A 17,990-nucleotide genomic window follows, 5' to 3' on the forward strand; every position below is an offset into this window, starting at 1 on the left:
ATTCCTCAAACAATACACTTATTCGCCACCGCCACCATCTTCGCAGGCATCTCTTCTCTTAACCGCCATACAAAGCTCATCGGTTTGTTCCCCTCATGGCTCACGTAATCCGCTTCACCCAGAAAGACAAATGGAGATGTATAACCATGCTCCTCCTTATACTCCCTCACGAACAGTGCGATACGATTCCCCGTCTCCCGATGATGAATATACCGCTGCGCGGTAGCAGTGTGCTCTGATACCCGGCTCTGCGTCTGCCAGTGGAACAAGCACTCATTGATCGCATAGTCCTCATATAGCGTGGATGGAGAGAAATCTTTGTCCGATTTGTTCAGTGTAATGAAGAAGATATCGGTCTGTTCATCTGCAAAATATTTTACGCCTTCGCGGAACGTTGGCGATTGCTCGGCATTCCAGTAGCCGAAGGCGGCGAGCACTTGGTCGATGGAGTATATACAGTGGATATCCAGTGGACAAGTGTACGGGAACGCATTACTTTTATCCACAAATCGCAGATGAGCCAGATTATATCTAAAAATATCCACAAGCTCGGCCCGGAATACTGTGCAAGACAGGACGCGTGTAATCCCTTCTTGGATGCTGCTTAGCCCCAGCTTCTCGGGTGCGGCACGGTGGAAGGTGTAGTAGAACATGATCAACATGCGCTGTTCATCGGCATTGGTGGGCTCTTTACCTTTTTCAATATAGTCGATCAGAAAAGTCAGCCAGCTGCGAGAGTTGATCGTCAGCACGGATGGCAGTCTGCGGATATATTCCTCTTGCTCATCCTCCACTGGCTCGGTTAGTCCGGCTTCGGCCAACAGGCCGCGGAAATACCTTTTGCCAGAACGCCCGCCATACAATTCATATAGTGTCATTCCGTGATGCTCTACAAAATGGGCCAGCGTCAGCGGCAGTCCAGTGTCCTGCTGGAACGTTTGCAGCTTCTGGATCAAAGCTCTGCGATTGCGGCTCATTTGTTTCAGATTACGCATCACGTAATCCTTGGCTTGCTTTTCCAACTGAATAAACGTGCCCCGAGGCAGGTTCGAAAAGCCGTTCTCGACGTAGTACGAGATGGAGTGCTTGGTTGCACCGATCAGAGCCCGGAATTTATCCTGGTATCTGTACTCCTGATGCGCTTGCCCGATGAAGTCGAGCACGGTCAGGCACTCTTTGCCCTCCGCCATCCGCAGCCCACGACCGAGCTGTTGCAGGAATACGGTTAAACTTTCAGTTGGACGCAGGAACAAAATCGTATTCACCTCAGGAATATCCACGCCCTCATTGTACAGATCGACAACAAAGATCATGCGCAGTTCCCCGTTCACTAGTTGTCCTTTTGCAGAATGACGCTCCTGTTCACTCGACCCGCCATGCAAAGCTATAGATGGAATGCCGGCTTCGTTGAAAACTTTAGCCATATACAGTGCATGATCCACACCTACGCAAAAACCCAGCCCTTTGACATCATCCAGATCGGTGACATAACGATTCAGACTTTGCATGATCTGGTTGGCACGGATTTTGTTATGGGTGTAGAGCTTCTCCAGCTCATTCAGATCGTAGCCTTTGCGCGACCACTTCACCTGAGACAGATCAACGGTATCGGTGACACCAAAGTACTGAAACGGACTCAGCAGCTTCCGGTCGATGGCATCGGTCAGACGAATCTCGGCGGCAATCGTATGATCAAAGTAAGCGGTTATGTCTTTACCATCCATCCGTTCAGGTGTTGCTGTAAGTCCTAGCAAAATTTGCGGCTCGTAGTGAGACAACAACTTCTGGTAAGAAGGTGCCGCGGCATGATGGAATTCATCCACAATGATGTAATCGTAATAGTCTCGGCTGGTGATCTCCGTCAGCTTCATGGAATTGAGGCTCTGTATGCTGACAAACAGATGCTCCAATGCCTCAGCCCGGTGACTCCCGACGTGTAACTCGCCAAAGTTCATATCCTTCAGGATATACCGGAACGTGTCCCGGCTTTGCTTGAGAATCTCTTCCCGATGGGCGACAAAAAGAAGCTTGGCTCCCGCATGGCTTGCCCGGAATCGTTTGTAATCAAAGGCGGAGATGACCGTTTTGCCCACGCCTGTGGCGGCGACGATCAGGTTGCGGGTTCGACCATACAGCGTACGCTCAGCTTCAAGCTGTTCCAGCACTTCCTTTTGATAATCATAAGGCTGAATGTCGAGGTGGAAGTGTCCGATTTGGTCTTTTTTACGGTTCAGAGCTGCTCTTAGTTGTGCCTCATGCTCCTGATCCTCAGGAATGTATCTCGTAAATTCACGGTCATTCCAGTAACTTTGGAAGGTCGCTTCAATCTTGCGCAGCACATCAAGTGAATCCTTCTCCGTCACCTTGAGATTCCACTCCATGCCACTAGTCAGGGCCGGGTTAGACAGGTTGGAAGATCCCACATAAGCAGTAGTGAATCCGGTATCGCGGTGGAAAATGTACGTTTTGGCGTGCAGTCGGGTGACTTTGGTATCATACGAAATCTGGATTTCGGTGTTCGGTAATTTGCTGAGCTCGGTAATCGATTTGAGGTCGGTGGCCTCCATATAGGTGGTTGTGATAATCCGCAGCTTCCCACCGCCTGATGTGAATTGCTGGAGCTGTTCCAGCAGCAGGCGAAGCCCACTGAATTTGATAAAAGACACCAGCCAGTCGATCCGGTCGGCGGTCACGATCTCTTTTTGCAGCTCCAGCAGCATGCTCGGTTCAGACTTCGCACCTGTAAATAACGAGCTTTGGGCAATCGGCGTATCCGGGCGAAGGATTTTGGTATCGCGAATGGCACGAATGCTGTTCAGCCTGGAATACACATGGGTCAGCACCTCTCCCTGCTCATCCAGTTGCAAATCGTTATACTCCTCTTCCCCCAACGTGTCCTTCAAAGTTGCTATAATCTCATTACAGGTTCGAATCTGCTCTAATACGGCCATTTTGTCTTCCGTCTGTTCCCTTACAATTTTAAGCGCTCGCCGGGTCACCGCCGCCAAATACGTGGACAACAGCTTGCGCGCTTCCTCTGCATCCAGCTTTTCTGTCCCAATGTGATACACATCCGGGTCCAGCGCCGAAATCTCCTGCCTGGTGATGGTGTTGATAAGCTGTTCATATATGCCTTGTTTCATGAATGTACCTCGCGAGAGTTAGAATAGGTTGTGGATATGTAGTTGTGCTCCATAGATATTGCTTCGTATTGGTAAATATGGTCTCTACTCTATTATCGTCCAGCACGTGAGAAATTTCATTAGTTGTTTGAGTATAAAAAAAGAGCACCCCTATCGCCTCTGGACGACAGGAATACTCCAGATTTTTAGGCTTCGAGGCAAACTGTTCCTTTAGTTTTGTTAGATTCAAAATCCACAAGAATTTGTATTGGATTTAGTGGAGCAGCATCTGCCTCTCAGGACATGGTATCTATAACTCCATCTCAAAATACTATTCAATTTATGAATGAATTGGCTCAACGTGAAGATATACCTTCACAAGTAAGTTTTGGTACAATCCAAAACTCTACAGATAACGATTTAATTGAAACAGCGGAATTTAAGAATTCAGCAACAGGGTCCTCTGAAATTAAAATTTCGCCTTTTCCTAATGTTCCGAATGGTTCTTACATAGATGCAAAGTCATCTACCAAAGCAACTAGCATTCTTTATTCAGTATCTGCAGAAACTTCTATCTTTTATAGTTATAATGGGTTCACTGATTTTGTAAATGAAAGATATGGAGACAGGTCAGTAGGCTTATCTTCAACTTATTCGATTGCTGGAATGTATACAGATAAAAGCGGTGCTTATAGAACTGTTGGTACACATTCCGTTGCCTTTGGAACTCAAATTTATTACGCCGGAACAATGGATACTAAGCGAAAATGAATTTTATGAACAATAACTGAATCTTCCTAATCCCCTTTTGATGCACAAGAATAAGACATCTATTTTGGTGAACTTAATCTTGCAAACAAGAGGGGTTTTTATTCTAAAAACTGTTCTTAATAGTAACTAGAATATATAGTTTTATTTCTAATGGTCTTTTTTATAACGTGGTATATTACTAACAAAACTCCATTCTAAAACAGTTCACTGTTAAATTATAAAATTTGAATAAGTCCAAAAAGAAAACTTAAATATCTTAAAAAGTTAAATACCTGGAGGTTTTACATTGAGAAAAAAAATTTAATTCTAGCTTCTCTGGTTTTAGTATTGTCATCCATTGCATGGATAACAATATCTCAAAGTGATTCCACTTTTAACGAGAGCTTTTTAAATACTAGATTCATTAACGAATCTGAAGCACATAAAGAAAAAAATAAAAATAAAGTAGCTATGAATACCTCTTCTATCTCAATGGATGTAACTATAAACCCAGAATCTGCTGTAAGAAACCATTATGAGGGAACTAAATATCCATATTTTATATTAAATTCTAATGAAGATATTTTAAGCGGCATTTTTAGTCTACAAGTCAACAAGGATACTGATTTAAAAATAATATCATTGAAAGGAAATGAACTTGCTCCAATTAGACTACCTGGGGATAAAGAGTGGTTTTCTAATTTAAAATATACTGAAACAGGCGACAATATGTTAAAAATTCCATTCGAGATTGACATATCAATAAACAATTCCGAAGATATACTATTAATACCAATTATTAATGATAATTTTTTCTACTCTGGTGAACACTCAGGTGTCATACGTCTAGTGACGATTGATAATGTAAAGTTAAATAAAGCTATGATTGATGAACAAACTATTTCGGATGTAGATATTGAAACGTTCCACCCTCGTCCATCCATCAAGTTAACAGATATAAACGGTAATAGAATCAATGAAGTGATTCGCGAGGATAAGCTTTATCTAAGTAAAAACTGGTCTCATTTAGAATTAGCTAATATTATGTATGACACTATTGTTGATATACTATGGATAGATGAAGAGGGTAAAACAGAAATAATAGCGGAAAATGTGCAATTAAACAAAAATGAAAATTTTAAATTAGAAATCAAAAAAAGATATTTAGACATTATGAAAGAAAATACAAAAAGACAATTCTTTGTAGTAATCAATAATAGAAATCAAAAGGTATTAGCCGATTCAGAAGCATTTAATCAAAACAAAAAACCCACTTTAACTACCTTTCAACTTATAAAAGAGATCCTTCCAACCATTACTGACTAAAATTAATTCAGGAGGAATCAATAATGAACGAAGATCAATTAGAAAGAATAATCATTTTGTTTAATTCACTAATTAAAGAAGAACAGAAGATCTTTTCGAAGACAATTAGTGTATATTTGAAAACTGATATTCTTATGAATAAAACTTTCTTAACTAAACTTAGCTTATATGATTTGAATCTTGCTCGATTAACTTTGGAGGGAATAATTCAAACTAAAAGCGCACAGAAAATAATAAATGTGCCTCATGCTAATTATGTTGAATTTGGAAGAATAGATACTGATAATTTTAATTGATACTCTCGTAGCTTTGAATTTGAGTCACCCGTTTCTATATTACACGTCAATTGTGATTGTTGTTTCAGCAACAGCACTCTGCTTAGCAGTAGCTTATCTGCGCAGGATCCCTGTACCTTCGAACGTTTCGCTCTTATTGCTCTTTCTTTTCTTCGAAAGCTTCAAGTTCGTCACTCTCCTTAGGGAAAACACAGTATATACGCCTTAACTATGTTATTAGCACATTCGGAGAGTGTGCTAATAACTATCGCCCAATGAAATACATCCCTCTTACCCTTCACATGCCCCTTCTTCATCATTCATACCTTGGGTTCAAAGTCTCTTTCCACACGGCATCCTGCATGAAATCAACCTGTTTCTCTTCAAAATAAGATCATTATTGATGATTTCACTTTTCAAATTAATGATATCATTGCGGGTTTCCATGATAAGATACTGTTCGTACATTCTTTTCTCTCTGTTTCTATTACTTCAGAATTTCCCAAAAATACGATTTAAGATTTTCCTTAATTCATTCAATGTGAAATCTCATAATTATCAAACTGATGATTGGAGGGAATGGAGCCCTGTCCGCATCCAATTTGACAGTCTGCTGCTTGTCATTCGGACTACAGCCTGCAATGAGTGCGGAAGCGATAAACAGCATGCGCAAGTATTTCCACATTGAAATCACCTCCTATGTACAACATGCCCGGTAAGGGATAGGTTACGTTTTTTGAACAAAGTATGCGCGGTATGTGAATGGATCTCCTTAATATATTTGTAAAAACTCTCCCTCTCTCCATAACCTTAATCCGTTCCACTGCGTTTAGTTAACAGCACACCCAGCTTTCCCATTCCCTTCAAAAAGAGGCGATCTCATGTATTCGAATCATCCAGCCAATCATGTAACAACAGAACAAACCTCCCTATATTCACATCTCAAGCCAGTGAGCCGGCCAACTAACAAATTTCCCCATCACTTTATCAAAGTATTGTTGTCTGTTGGAGTTGTATCCACCCTGCTCCTTGCCACGCTGTCTTCGGTATCTCCAACGTATGCGGCCAATGACGGGCAATCTTCCAATACTGCTCAGAAGCTCCACTACACAGAAGTAGAAGGTGGATACTACTACACGGTGGCATTAAGAAGTGATGGTTCCGTCTGGGCATGGGGCCGTAATCTGTTAGGAGAGCTTGGGATCAGCGACACCGTAAGGTATCGCCATACATCCGGTCCTGTACGTATTCCGCAGTTATCCGATATCACAGCTATCTCTACCGGAGGTGGAGGGTACAGTGTAGCTGTTCAAGCAGACGGAACGGCCTGGCATTGGGGAGCGGGCAGAACCCCTAGCCAAGTTTCTGGGATCACCAACGCTGTTGATGTTACTGCGGGACCTTCTACAACTTTGCTCCTCCTTCGAGATGGGACCGTTCAATCCTGGGCGAATCCCGAGCAGAAGCTGCCCGGTCGTTCAAGCGCAGAGGCTGAACCGAAACCTGCTTTGCACAAAATCGCCGGATTGAATGACGTCGTTCAAACCACTCTTGCAGGACTGGACGGGTATGCATTGAAGAAAGACGGTACCGTATGGACGTGGAAGGAAGCCAGCGAAACAAACAGCAAACCTTCCAAAGCCAAAATAATTAAAGGTCTGAGCAACATCTCCTTCATTACAGATCAAAGCGAGGATTTACTAACCCTCGACTCTAAAGGCCGTGTCTTTAGACTGAATGAACAAGGAAAACCAATTGCCTATCATCACGAACTCAAAGTGAAAAAGATCGATGCCAACTCGAATTATGTATTGCTGGTAACTACGGCAGGCGAAGTATACAGTTATGGCAGAACCGTAACGGGCAAACAAGGTAAAGTAGCATCGTTATCCAATATCGCCGATGTATCCGCAGGTTATTACCACAGTCTTGCACGTTCCTCCAATGGAACCGTCTGGGGATGGGGGGGAGATAAATATGAGGAGGCAGGTGCGCCTGCAACGTCTGACGGAGGTATGGTTTATAAGCCAGTTCAAGCCAAGCTCGGTACAGATATTGATGTGAAAGGCAAGCTGCTCCAGTCGATCTATGCAGCCGTAGAAACATCCGAAACCATCCAGGTCCCGATCAAGGATATTGCGTCAGCACTTGGAGCACAATTTCAGGTGCATACAGCGGGAGCGGGAGGAATAGTAACTCACTACACGTTAAAATATAACGATCGAATGATTACCATCAAACCGCAAGAATCGCGATACACGGTAACCCGTATAAATACACTTGATCCGCAGAAAGAACTGGTTGTGCCACTGCGTGAGCCAGTTGGCAACTATTCGGGGGCTACCACAGCGCCATACGAAATGCTGCAAGGGCTTGGGTTAAATGCCACTTGGGACCGCAGCGCCGCCAGATTAACTATAGATGAGATGAAGTGAATAGGGGCAGATAATGATAACACCAAGTATATGGAGCACATGGATCTGCACATGGATTAACACTTACAGAAGGATAAACACACCATAATAACTGAAAAAATCCTCCTTCAAATCACGGGCTATTCTAGCGGAACGGCCATGATTTAAGGAGGATTGGTTTATCTACTTGTACATGCTTACTTCTCGAATCGGAACCGTACGGGCCGAAGTCAATGTTACAAATAGTTGGCGCTTTCATTTTTATACTCAACATCACAAAAAGGCAACCCGAGCACGGGTTGCCTTTTACTGCTTACATTTTGCTGCCACTGCCGGAATGGGGACTCCTTTTCTAAAATCTAAAGCTGCCTACTTCCCCCGGACTTTAAAGCCCCTAATCGAAATGTACATTTTTCTAACGATCCGAGGAAATCTTATATGGAGAAATTGATGTTAAAATAGGCGTTTGTCATGTGTTTTCAGCAAAATAAGGGCTCTGTGAATCGTTACAATTCCAGAAGTCCTATATCGCTCAGATAAGCTCATCTGAATTCATTAGAATAAACAAGATGTGGGGGCGCTTAAATCCAATGAACCCTAGCTATAAGACCAAGCCCACAATCTAGAAGCAGCCCCGATATTAAATCTCTCTTCCCAGCAAGAGACATCCTATATAAAGCCACCATCAACATCCTATTCAACATTTTCATGCATCCTAAGCATTGCCTCGTTCCGCTCCTATCCTTCCATCTCCCCTTTGTAAAAAGGGTTCCACCCCTGGCCTTTGCCCGACGGCATCGCGCCTGGCACACCGTCCGCCTCAAGCAGCGGACGGACAACTAACTTCACAGGCCACGTCTCGCTCTCGAAAATAACCCGAGCAAGCGCGGCCCGATCCGCTTCGGGAAGCTGCACAGCATGCAGCGCTTCCCGCCAGGCCTGCTCCGTGATCTCCCAGAACTCCGTTTCCGGGATGTTATACACTTCGCTCAAAGCCTCCATGATCGCAGCCAGATTCACCTGCGTCCCGAGAGACTGCACGTAGAAGATCAGCTTCTCGATCGTTTCATTGTAAAGGCTGTTGGAATATCCGGGGCGAATGTGATATGCCGGATCGGCTATCCCATGCTTGTCCAGATACGGCTGATGCAGACGCACAGAGTCATGGTCCCGGAACAGCAGCCCCTTCACCTGATTATCCCGCAGGACGAGACAGCAGTTCTGACCATGAATCTCCGGCACAACCCCCACCTTGAATAGCCGCATGACAATATCATAGAACGTGGCAGCTATGTCAGAATAGAAGTCCAGCACATGCTTCGCACTCGGCTCCCTGCCTGCAATGTCGCTCAGCAGATGGTGCCCGTCCAGATTTACGCCAAGTGCAGCCATCGGAATGATTTTATAAGCATCGTCCAGAAGCTCAGCCGGATAAACCCGAATCTGTGCTGCCAGATGGCGCGGGTGATCATCGAACAGCCCCATGGCCTCCGGCATGTATCCCCACCAGTTCTGCTCCTCACACATATACACCTTGTCTTGCAGCGTCTCGTCACAAGCCACTGCCTGTCTCAGCATTCTCTCCCCCACAAGCCCGTTCAGCAGCTTAACCACCGGAAGATAACGCGCCGCACCTAACGACAGAACACTGACCGGCAGCTTGAGCATAAGCGCAGACTCCGCAGTTTGAGCCATGGAGCGCAGGGAAGAGGTAGCGTATACGTTACCAACCTGTGTATCCAGCACTACAATCGTGCCCGCTACGATTTCTTTGGTGAAGCGGGGCAAAATCACATGCTCTAGCTGCCACGGATGGACTGGCATTGGCACATAAGCGTCTATGCTCAGACCTCTACGAAGGTATTCCGATTGCATCTCTTCACGCTGGGAATCATACAGTACATTCAGAATGGACATGCCACCTTCACATCCCTGCTGCACTGCATCCCGCTTGATTGCCACCCAGCGCAGCGGGATCGTCTTCCCGAACTCGGCTGCATATCTGGCAACATCTTCTGCGCTGAATCCGACCTTTGCTTTGGAGCATGGATGGAACGGACGATCTCGCAGTGCAGCAATACGCTCTCCCTTCACAAACCAATCATATGCTGACTTCGGATGACATGCAGATAACGTCTGTACCTGATCCCAGCCCAGTGCGTACTGTTCTACCGCCAGATTCACGCTTGCCAGGAAATCCGCCACACCGGGCTGTGAATAGGCATCCTGAGACAATGCCCGCTGTAGCACCGCTTGGGCCACTTCGGCAGGAGTGAGAATCTCACTCCAGCTGCCATCCGGCTTCTCCTCATAGATGGGCGAACCCGGAACCCACTGCACTGCCTGCCGTACCCCTTTTTCCACCAGACACAGTACACCCTCTGTATGCAATCCCAAACGAAAAGGCACCATAGCCGCAGGCGTATCCTCACCAGAACTGTGCTCATGTTTATTCTGCACATCGACAGGGTGATGGTGCGTATGATGCTTCCCGGTGCTCTTTGCCACTTGAGTCTCATATCTCTTATACAAGTTTCGAAGCGGTGCAGGAGCAACGGCCAAATCAACAAAGGATTGACCTTCCAGCGGAAGCAACTGCTCCGCCAGCAGACTATTCATCAGATCAGACATCACCCGTAGCTCAGCGGCTTGCCGACTGGAACACTGAATTAGCGTTGACATGTTCATCCTCCTCCGTCAAATAGTGAAATGCCGGGTGCGGATGTCCCAGAAAATCGTGATGGGAGATCGTCCAGGAGTACGCACCGGATTTAACAAAAACAACAATATCACCTACCCGTAACCTCTCCACTTCTGCATCTGAATGCAGACGATCCTTCGGTGTACATAGCTCACCTGCGATGTGGACTCGCCCTTGCTTGACTTCGGGTCTGCTGAACGCATGTTGCCATTGTTCTGTATATACAATCTGGAATGGATGATTGTGTCCCCATGAGGCAGGCAGACGCTGATGATGTGTACCTCCTCGCACGATGGCAAACCACTCTCCATGCGAACGCTTGATATCCGTGACCTCTGCTGCATAATAACCGTGTTCGGCAACCAGCAGGCGACCTGATTCGAAGAACAGCTCACCTCCGCGGGCAGCAAGGCGCTTTCTGCTCTCACTCTGCTCCAGAAGCTTCGTAAACAAAGGCCAGTCGAAGCCAGGACTGCCATCATACGTCACACCGAAGCCACCACCCGCATTCACAATGTCTACCTGCACGTGATATCGCTGCTGCCACTGCTCCACCTTTTGCAAATACAGCTCAATCATCTCGGCATGCAGCCCTGCATCCATGTTGTTGGACAAGGAATGAAAATGGAATCCACACAACCGAATCACCCCCGCGCCTTCCACGCGGAGCAGCTCGATCGCCTCCTCCAGATCCTCTTCATCCATTCCAAATGGACTCGGACTGCCTCCCATGACAATCTTCGTTTGCGGCAGCGCACTGCTTCGCAGGTTAATTCGCAGCAGCACACGAACCTCAGGCACATCTCCCCTGTGACCTGCGACCTCCCATGTTTGCTCCGGGTGTTCCAGCACCATCTTGTGGGCGCAGTATTCCGTATCGTCCTCCTGCTCACCTGTCCGTTTGCCTGATTGCGCACTTACCTGCTCATCTGCCAGCTTAACCGCCAGCTCACCAGCTTCTCTCCCTGCTTGCCTCCGTTGCTGCTGTACTTGCTCTTCTGGCTCGCGATCATCATTCCGCTCTGACTGCTTCATATGTTCATCACGTGTTACAATGCGCTCCTTCGCAATGGCAATAATACGCCTCAGCTCCAGCACGCTCTCCACATGGATATAGCTCACGTCCTGCTCCAGCGCTTGCTTCAGCTCGCTTTCCTTCTTGCCTGGGCCTCCGAACAGAATCGGAACATCGCGGCTTACCGCCCTCACCTTCAGCAGCTCGCCAATAGAAGCCACCTCAAAGCCCTTCACCCATGGAAGCAAGGCTTCAATAATACGTGGATCAGGGTTCGCTTTGATCGCATAGAACAATCTCGTGTTCACAGGCATCGTTTGCAGCATTTCACGCACCTGTGCCTGTATTCCAGCCAAATCGTAGATATATGAACAGATTGGCTCGTCCAGCTTTACCCGTTTTAGTTCCTCCAGCGCTTGCTGTACCCCTGCTTTCATGTCTGTCCACCTGCATTTCTGTAGTCGTTTCGCTTTTGGGTATATGCCCGGAATGCTGTATTACGGTCATCCCCGAGCACATAGATGTGCACACCCCGTTCACGCCACACCTGCATGTCCTTGATTCCCCTTGTCACCGTGGCATAGGGCACGCCGCACTGCTGTGCAGTGTCATGGAGTGTCCGCAGCGCATCCTGCACGTCCGGGTGATCTGTCTGCCAAGGCACACCCAGCGACTGCGACAAATCCGCCGCCCCTTCCAGCACAAAGCTCACCTGCGGATGAGACATCAGTTCCGGGCTTTGCCGCACACCCTTCACGCTTTCAATCATAGGCACAATCATCACCTGTTCATTGGCCTCCGCAATGTAGTCTATCAGCGGAAACTTGCCGAATACTCCAGGCCGTCCGCTGTTCAGACTACGCATGCCTATCGGATGATAATACGCATGATGTACCGCTTCCTTCACTTGAGCCAGCGTTTCTACATGCGGAATGACGATGCCCTGTGCCCCGCAGTCCAGCACTTTCAGAATTTCGGTCCGCTCCACCCTCGAGATGCGCACCAAGGGTGTAAGCTCAGCCAGCTCGGCCGCTCGAATTAATTCTTCTACGGATTCCATCGACGTCGCTGTATGCTCCAGATCAATAATGACAAAGTCATATTCGGCCTGACCGATCAACTCTATGATGATGGGATGCGGAATAGAGACAAACAGGCCGAATACTTCCTGTTTACGAGCGATCTTATCCTTGAGTGTATTCACCCTCATTGGCCTTCTGCCTTCTGTTGGAGCGTATCCTTAGCCAGCTTGAGCGGGTTACTTGCTTTGCGGAAATATAGCTCGCCATCCCCATACAGCCGGCGTTTGGTCATCTCTTCAATCAAGGCATCTGCTGCAAAAAGGTCAAACATCTTAAACCTCTCCGCATACTCGGGATGCTGCCGCTGATAATCCAGAATGACACCTGCACACAGCTTCCAGAAGCTTTCTTCGGACAGGCCGAAGGGCTCCAGTGCCAGCGCAATATCCGTCATGCAGATAAAAAAGAAAGCATCATACGTATAGTCACGCACCTCCGACACATCACCAGCGTAGATGAACGAATACCGGTTGAACTTACGGTGTGTTTCCGGTTCGGGATGCAGCTTGGGCGCACGTTCCGGGTGCAATAGCTGATCCGGGACGTACCGGACGCCATCATGCAAATCCTTGATGATGATGCGTTTGGGCAGTTCGTTTTCAATCACCAGAATGATATTCTGGGCATGAGATTCAAGCGCAATCCCGTGCGCATATAACAGATGAATAATCGGCAAGGTAAGTGTGCGAACGAGCGCTTCTGCCCACTCCTGTACCCCATACCGCTGAATGGCCTCCTGCACATAAGGAACTCCGTTCCGCTGCACCAGCATCAGGGCATTCAGCGGCCAAGCCGTCTCACCTGCGCTCAGGTGAACGGATACATTTTCACGCCAGATTGCACCGAGAGTGCCGTAAGCGCGCCCATATTGAGTGACAGGCAGTTGTTCATAGCGGAACGAAAGGCCCATGATTTCTTTCAAAATGGCAAACTGCTCCTGCCGCAACAGCTCATCCTCACGCACCAGTTCATCCAGCCAATCGCTGATCAGAGGCGCATTTTGCGTTGTATGCTGGGCAAGAATACGCGTGCTCGACGTGTTGGTAATGCTCAGAGCCAGCTTGATATAAGGGGCCTGCTTATTCTTCCGGTTCGAGAGAGAACGAATGGATTGCTGCGCACGGTAGGTGGAGGAAGAAGCCCCCAGATACACGATGTCGCCATCCATCAGCTGCCGGGCAAATATAGACTCCAGTGCATGCTCCCACTGCCAAGGATGAACAGGAATCAAGCTGTAGGAACCGATATCGTTCGAACCTGCTTTAGCCAAAAGATTCTGGCGGAACTGCTGCCTGTCCTCCACGGTCAGGTGCTGCTCAAGCAAAGACTCACAAGTGTAACCGCTGGATACAGCCGTTTGGGCCAGTTCCTTTCTCACCGCAACCCAGATCAGTGCAACGTCTGCATTAAACTCGGGGCCGTAGGCCAGATTGTCCTGTAGCGAGAACCCTAGCCGTGACTTGTAGCTTGGATGATACAGATGACCGTCAGTCATATGACTCTCCAGTGCATCGTAGTGCCGATCCCCAATTGGAATGCTCTGTGGCAATACTGCGCGGCACTGACTATCCTTGGCCATCGTTTCCTGTAGCTCCTGAATAAAAGCCGATACATTCGCACCCTTCAGGTGGTTCAACACCATTTCCTCCAGAAACCGATCCAGATCGGAGCAGACGATGCCCTCACGCATAATAGATCCTTTCTTCACCTTCACTCGGCCAAACGAAAACTTTTGCTCCGCCTCACAGGTATACACCACGGATTCGCCTGAAGCTGTAGTTCCGCTGGTACGCCACTCCTGTCCGTTCACCTGACAATCCAAAATCCCCTCAAACCATAGCGCCTCCAGCGTCTGCCGCATGATTCGCTCCTGAACTTCCACATATACAGGGCTCTCGCCTGTCTTAATTTCGATATCCATGACTGTCACATGCTTCACTCCCTAAACGTTTCATGACGTTACGTACCGGCACATATGCCGGGGTCTGACTAATGCCCGTGAGACAGCTGACCAGATTTTGTTTGGCGAGAAAAGCCTCTGCCGTCAGCAGATGCTGTACATAAATGTTGCCTGTTCGAGCCAGCTCTGCCTCCAGCGCATGTCGCACCTGCATCCAGAAGTGCTCTTCCGGCACCCCCATATCCCGGGCAAGAACATGAAGCAAGGCTCCAAGGTGGTTGACGATAAAATAATACGAGGTCCGCGCCCACGCCTGTTCACGCGAATAATATAACAGCCCTGTTATTTCTATAGGTTTAGATGTAACTTCGGCTTTGGTTGCGGCTTTGGTTGTAGCTTTGTTTGCTGCAATTGCCTGATCTTGCATCTGTTCATCCTGCAGTCGTTCACTGACGAATTCCCGGTCAACACTTACCCCTTCCAGATCACGCACGATAAAAGCAACAGGCATGCCCCGCTCAAGCGTCACCAGAGTGTTCTGTAGATGGGCTTCAAAATGAATGCCCTTCTCTCCAGCCGCTCTTACCAGCGGTAGCAGTGAGCAGTCCAGATAACGGGCGAGCCAGTGCTCCACCAAGCCTATGTTGATCCTTGGATTGGTCGCAGTCGCAGGTTGATACCCTGCCTGACCATGCCAGATGTGGTCGTTGGTGGATTGTTTACTTCCTGCAGATAACATATGAGTGCCCTCTGTATATTTACTGTTTGCTTTATCACCCTTGCTCTCATGACCATGACCAGCGTAATGGCCAAGCATGGTGATCAGCCGGGATGGTGCCCCCGGTAGCGGCGACTCCACCAAACTGGACAACACATATGTATCCGCGGGATCGAACTCAATCGGCCGGTAAGCGATGGTGAACAGGCTTGTAAGCTCTTCCTCCTCGAACATACATGTCGCTACACCTGTCTCGTACGCAATATGAGTCTGCGGCTCGGCTGCAAAACATCCTTGCTGCCACACATATCTGGACGCATCCAGTGTGCGCCTCATCTGCTCGGCATTGTTGGTACGAATCATATTCGTAATCTGCATGTTCAGTGACAGCTTGATGTTACAGCTCCAGTCCGGCACGTATACCGTACGCACAGAGGAAGTGGGGTAAACCCTGGGTCCTGCACTGCCGAGCAGCAGCAGCTTCTCTTCGCGGATATAGGACTGAACCTCGTCCAGACGTGTGATGTGTTCATATTGCCATGGGTGGACGGGCAGCAGCCCATACATGCTCATTTTTTCTTTGGACACAGGCAAGTCGTAGCTTGCCAGTAAAGATTGAAGATTTATTTTTTCCGCGTGCTTCACCCATTCCTCTGCATACACATCCTGCCTTACGGCGATATAACAGAGCTGGAACGAGACCTGAAGCTCCGGGCTGTACTTCCGTACATCCTCTGCGGTAAAACCTCTGGAGTTTTTCGGAAACGGGTGAAACGGATGACCATACAATAAAGACTGCTCGGATGTAATGTAATTATGGATACCGTGGTCTGATGCCTGCTCCATGTACAAGGTCAGATTAGATGCGCTGTTCTCGACCTTTTGGGCAAAATCATCGAACCGATCCGTGACTTTTTCTCTTGTATACTTTATTTGCTCTTCTTGTCCTGTTCCTTCTCCTGAACAATTCCCCTCCTTGCCTTCTCCGGCAATCTCAGCGGAAATCCAGCGTGCCAGATCACGGTAATGTACCGTTCCCCCGTTATAGCTGATGCTCGAATACTCATGCTCACCCATCGCCGAGTAATAGGACAGCTTTCCAGTCACCCTTACACCGCTACACGGAAAAAAGATGGAATAGATGTGCGTATCCGGTTTGAGCTGGATATGCTCTTTCCTCTCCGGCCCAAGCTCGCGGATATAACAGTTCAGCAGCAGTTTACATGTATGTTCATCGGCCTGCTGCGCCGCCCTGGACTTGCGTTTGATTCCCATTTTGAACAAGGATGCCTACCTTCTTTCGCGTTATAAGTAATACCAGAGGTAATGTCAGCAGGATGGCGCAGCCCAGCCCGATGCATATTTCCTGGAGAGCTCCCCATTTGGCCAGATCAACTGCTCTGCCATGTCCGGCAAGCCACTGCCAGCGCATATCGTAATACAGCGTCATACCCATAACTGCAAATGATGAAGCCAATCGTTCAATCGTGGTGCATAACACCGATCCTTCATGCATGTCTTCCTCGGGCAAGGCCTGTAGTCCAAGCGAGGTGATGCTCATGCCTGACAGTCCCACACCAATCCCCCGGCAGGCCATCAGCACACCGATGATCCAGATTGGCGGTCCCATGGGCAAAAAAGCAAATATCAGGATCGACAGCGATACGAGCAGGGTTCCCCACGCGATAAAACGAAGTGAACGACCGCGATCCAGCCAATTGCCGCCAATCCACATGAACAGACTGGTGCAGATGGACAGTGGAATAAACAATGCCCCGGAAAGCGCCGGAGACAATTGAAATACCTCCTGCAGAAGCAGAGGCACCGCAAAAATGACACCAAACATCACACAGTCCTGAATCGTTGAGATGACAACCGTAAGAGGGTATATTCCTTGTCTTCGCAGTAGCTTGTAACGTATCAGCGGCTCTTCACGTCGATTCTCTACCTGGATAAAGCGCATTAGCAGCATCAAGCCAAAGGCAATCAGTAGCCATCGTATCCACAGTGTTCCCGCTTGGCTGGCGAACAGCTGTACTCCCAGACTGAGTGCCCCGACTGCACCTGCAAGACGCAGCACACTGGAGGGATGCCATGATTTTCTGCGAGCCGGGATATAGGTTTGAATGACCTTTGCACATCCAATCCAGGAAAACACTGCGAGAGGCACATTCAGCCAAAACAGCATCTCCAGCCGCCCATATTGAATGATGACACCACCCAGCGTCGGCCCAGCAGCAGGAGCAAGCATAAGCAGGAGACCCCACGCGCCCGTAATACGTCCCCGAACCTCCGGTCCGTAAACGTCAAACAGCAGTACAAGGGACAATGGAATCATCAGCCCCGCCGCTACACCATGCATGAACCGTACCACCAGCAACACCTCGATAGAAGCATGGAACAGCGCTCCCAGTACGGAGAATCCTCCATAGATGGCAATGCCCAGCATATACGTCCGCTTGCGTCCCAGCCGATCTACAATCAGCGAGGCCAGCGGCATCGTTAATGTCATGGCGAGCATGTACAGCGCAATGATCCAGCCGCCTGCGGTGGTGGAGATGTGATAATGCTTGATAAAATAAGGCAGCAGCAGGTTAAACGCACTGTTGGTGAGCACCAGGGTAAAGGCTCCGAGCAGAATAGCCAGTAATACCGCATGCTGCCTAAGCAATGATATTTTCAGCATG

General features: G+C 48.1%; 12 protein-coding genes. 4 read left to right on the top strand and 8 right to left on the bottom strand.

Going from position 1 to position 17,990, the window contains the following annotated elements; all coding sequences use genetic code 11:
• Window positions 1–5 precede the first annotated feature (5 nt).
• Window positions 6–3,143, bottom strand: a complete 3,138-nt coding sequence (locus DFQ00_RS20235) for a DUF3427 domain-containing protein (RefSeq protein ID WP_110898300.1) — start codon at window positions 3,141–3,143, stop codon at window positions 6–8.
• 216 nt (window positions 3,144–3,359) lie between these two features.
• On the opposite strand from DFQ00_RS20235, the gene DFQ00_RS28875 reads away from it, so the two are divergent.
• The 3 genes from DFQ00_RS28875 (at window position 3,360) to DFQ00_RS20245 (ending at window position 5,494) form a co-directional block, all read left to right on the top strand.
• Window positions 3,360–3,893, top strand: coding sequence for a hypothetical protein (locus tag DFQ00_RS28875; protein ID WP_146236199.1), 534 nt, complete (start codon window positions 3,360–3,362; stop codon window positions 3,891–3,893).
• Window positions 3,894–4,220: 327 nt separating this feature from the next.
• Window positions 4,221–5,198, top strand: a complete 978-nt coding sequence (locus DFQ00_RS20240) for a hypothetical protein (RefSeq protein ID WP_110898301.1) — start codon at window positions 4,221–4,223, stop codon at window positions 5,196–5,198.
• Between the two features lie 23 nt (window positions 5,199–5,221).
• Window positions 5,222–5,494: a hypothetical protein gene (locus DFQ00_RS20245; protein WP_110898302.1), complete on the top strand. Its 273-nt coding sequence runs from the start codon at window positions 5,222–5,224 to the stop codon at window positions 5,492–5,494.
• A gap of 511 nt (window positions 5,495–6,005) precedes the next feature.
• On the opposite strand, the gene DFQ00_RS29275 is transcribed toward DFQ00_RS20245, so the two are convergent.
• Entirely contained in the window at window positions 6,006–6,158 is a 153-nt protein-coding gene (locus DFQ00_RS29275) for a hypothetical protein (protein ID WP_167433786.1), read from the bottom strand.
• Window positions 6,159–6,354: 196 nt separating this feature from the next.
• On the opposite strand from DFQ00_RS29275, the gene DFQ00_RS20250 reads away from it, so the two are divergent.
• Window positions 6,355–7,908: an RCC1 domain-containing protein gene (locus tag DFQ00_RS20250; protein ID WP_110898303.1), complete on the top strand. Its 1,554-nt coding sequence runs from the start codon at window positions 6,355–6,357 to the stop codon at window positions 7,906–7,908.
• A gap of 717 nt (window positions 7,909–8,625) precedes the next feature.
• Here DFQ00_RS20250 and DFQ00_RS20260 read toward each other — a convergent pair.
• Genes DFQ00_RS20260 through DFQ00_RS20285 form a run of 6 tightly spaced genes read right to left on the bottom strand, consistent with a single transcriptional unit; the run spans window position 8,626 to window position 17,989 of the window.
• A complete protein-coding gene (locus tag DFQ00_RS20260) occupies window positions 8,626–10,569 on the bottom strand; it encodes an IucA/IucC family protein (protein WP_110898305.1) in 1,944 nt (647 codons plus the stop codon).
• Window positions 10,529–12,040, bottom strand: a complete 1,512-nt coding sequence (locus DFQ00_RS20265; RefSeq protein WP_167433787.1) for a type III PLP-dependent enzyme — start codon at window positions 12,038–12,040, stop codon at window positions 10,529–10,531. The genes DFQ00_RS20260 and DFQ00_RS20265 overlap by 41 nt, the downstream gene beginning before the upstream one ends.
• Window positions 12,037–12,813, bottom strand: coding sequence for an HpcH/HpaI aldolase family protein (locus DFQ00_RS20270; RefSeq protein WP_110898306.1), 777 nt, complete (start codon window positions 12,811–12,813; stop codon window positions 12,037–12,039). Before DFQ00_RS20270 ends, DFQ00_RS20265 begins: the two co-directional genes overlap by 4 nt.
• A complete protein-coding gene (locus tag DFQ00_RS20275) occupies window positions 12,810–14,606 on the bottom strand; it encodes an IucA/IucC family protein (protein ID WP_110898333.1) in 1,797 nt (598 codons plus the stop codon). Before DFQ00_RS20275 ends, DFQ00_RS20270 begins: the two co-directional genes overlap by 4 nt.
• Entirely contained in the window at window positions 14,590–16,578 is a 1,989-nt protein-coding gene (locus DFQ00_RS29945) for an IucA/IucC family protein (protein WP_244213937.1), read from the bottom strand. The genes DFQ00_RS20275 and DFQ00_RS29945 overlap by 17 nt, the downstream gene beginning before the upstream one ends.
• A complete protein-coding gene (locus DFQ00_RS20285; RefSeq protein ID WP_110898307.1) occupies window positions 16,535–17,989 on the bottom strand; it encodes an MFS transporter in 1,455 nt (484 codons plus the stop codon). Before DFQ00_RS20285 ends, DFQ00_RS29945 begins: the two co-directional genes overlap by 44 nt.
• Window position 17,990 lies beyond the last annotated feature (1 nt).

The organism is Paenibacillus barcinonensis, from assembly GCF_003217495.1.
GTDB lineage: Bacteria > Bacillota > Bacilli > Paenibacillales > Paenibacillaceae > Paenibacillus > Paenibacillus barcinonensis.

Bases quoted from the DNA above. Each gene is read 5' to 3' on its own strand.
- DFQ00_RS29945 (WP_244213937.1), bottom strand. From the start codon at position 16,578: ATGGGAATCAAACGCAAGTCCAGGGCGGCGCAGCAGGCCGATGAACAT.
- DFQ00_RS20260 (WP_110898305.1), bottom strand. From the start codon at position 10,569: ATGTCAACGCTAATTCAGTGTTCCAGTCGGCAAGCCGCTGAGCTACGG.
- DFQ00_RS20250 (WP_110898303.1), top strand. From the start codon at position 6,355: ATGTATTCGAATCATCCAGCCAATCATGTAACAACAGAACAAACCTCC.
- DFQ00_RS20285 (WP_110898307.1), bottom strand. From the start codon at position 17,989: ATGCTGAAAATATCATTGCTTAGGCAGCATGCGGTATTACTGGCTATT.
- DFQ00_RS20265 (WP_167433787.1), bottom strand. From the start codon at position 12,040: ATGAAAGCAGGGGTACAGCAAGCGCTGGAGGAACTAAAACGGGTAAAG.
- DFQ00_RS20235 (WP_110898300.1), bottom strand. From the start codon at position 3,143: ATGAAACAAGGCATATATGAACAGCTTATCAACACCATCACCAGGCAG.
- DFQ00_RS20275 (WP_110898333.1), bottom strand. From the start codon at position 14,606: ATGGATATCGAAATTAAGACAGGCGAGAGCCCTGTATATGTGGAAGTT.
- DFQ00_RS20270 (WP_110898306.1), bottom strand. From the start codon at position 12,813: ATGAGGGTGAATACACTCAAGGATAAGATCGCTCGTAAACAGGAAGTA.
- DFQ00_RS29275 (WP_167433786.1), bottom strand. From the start codon at position 6,158: ATGTGGAAATACTTGCGCATGCTGTTTATCGCTTCCGCACTCATTGCA.
- DFQ00_RS20245 (WP_110898302.1), top strand. From the start codon at position 5,222: ATGAACGAAGATCAATTAGAAAGAATAATCATTTTGTTTAATTCACTA.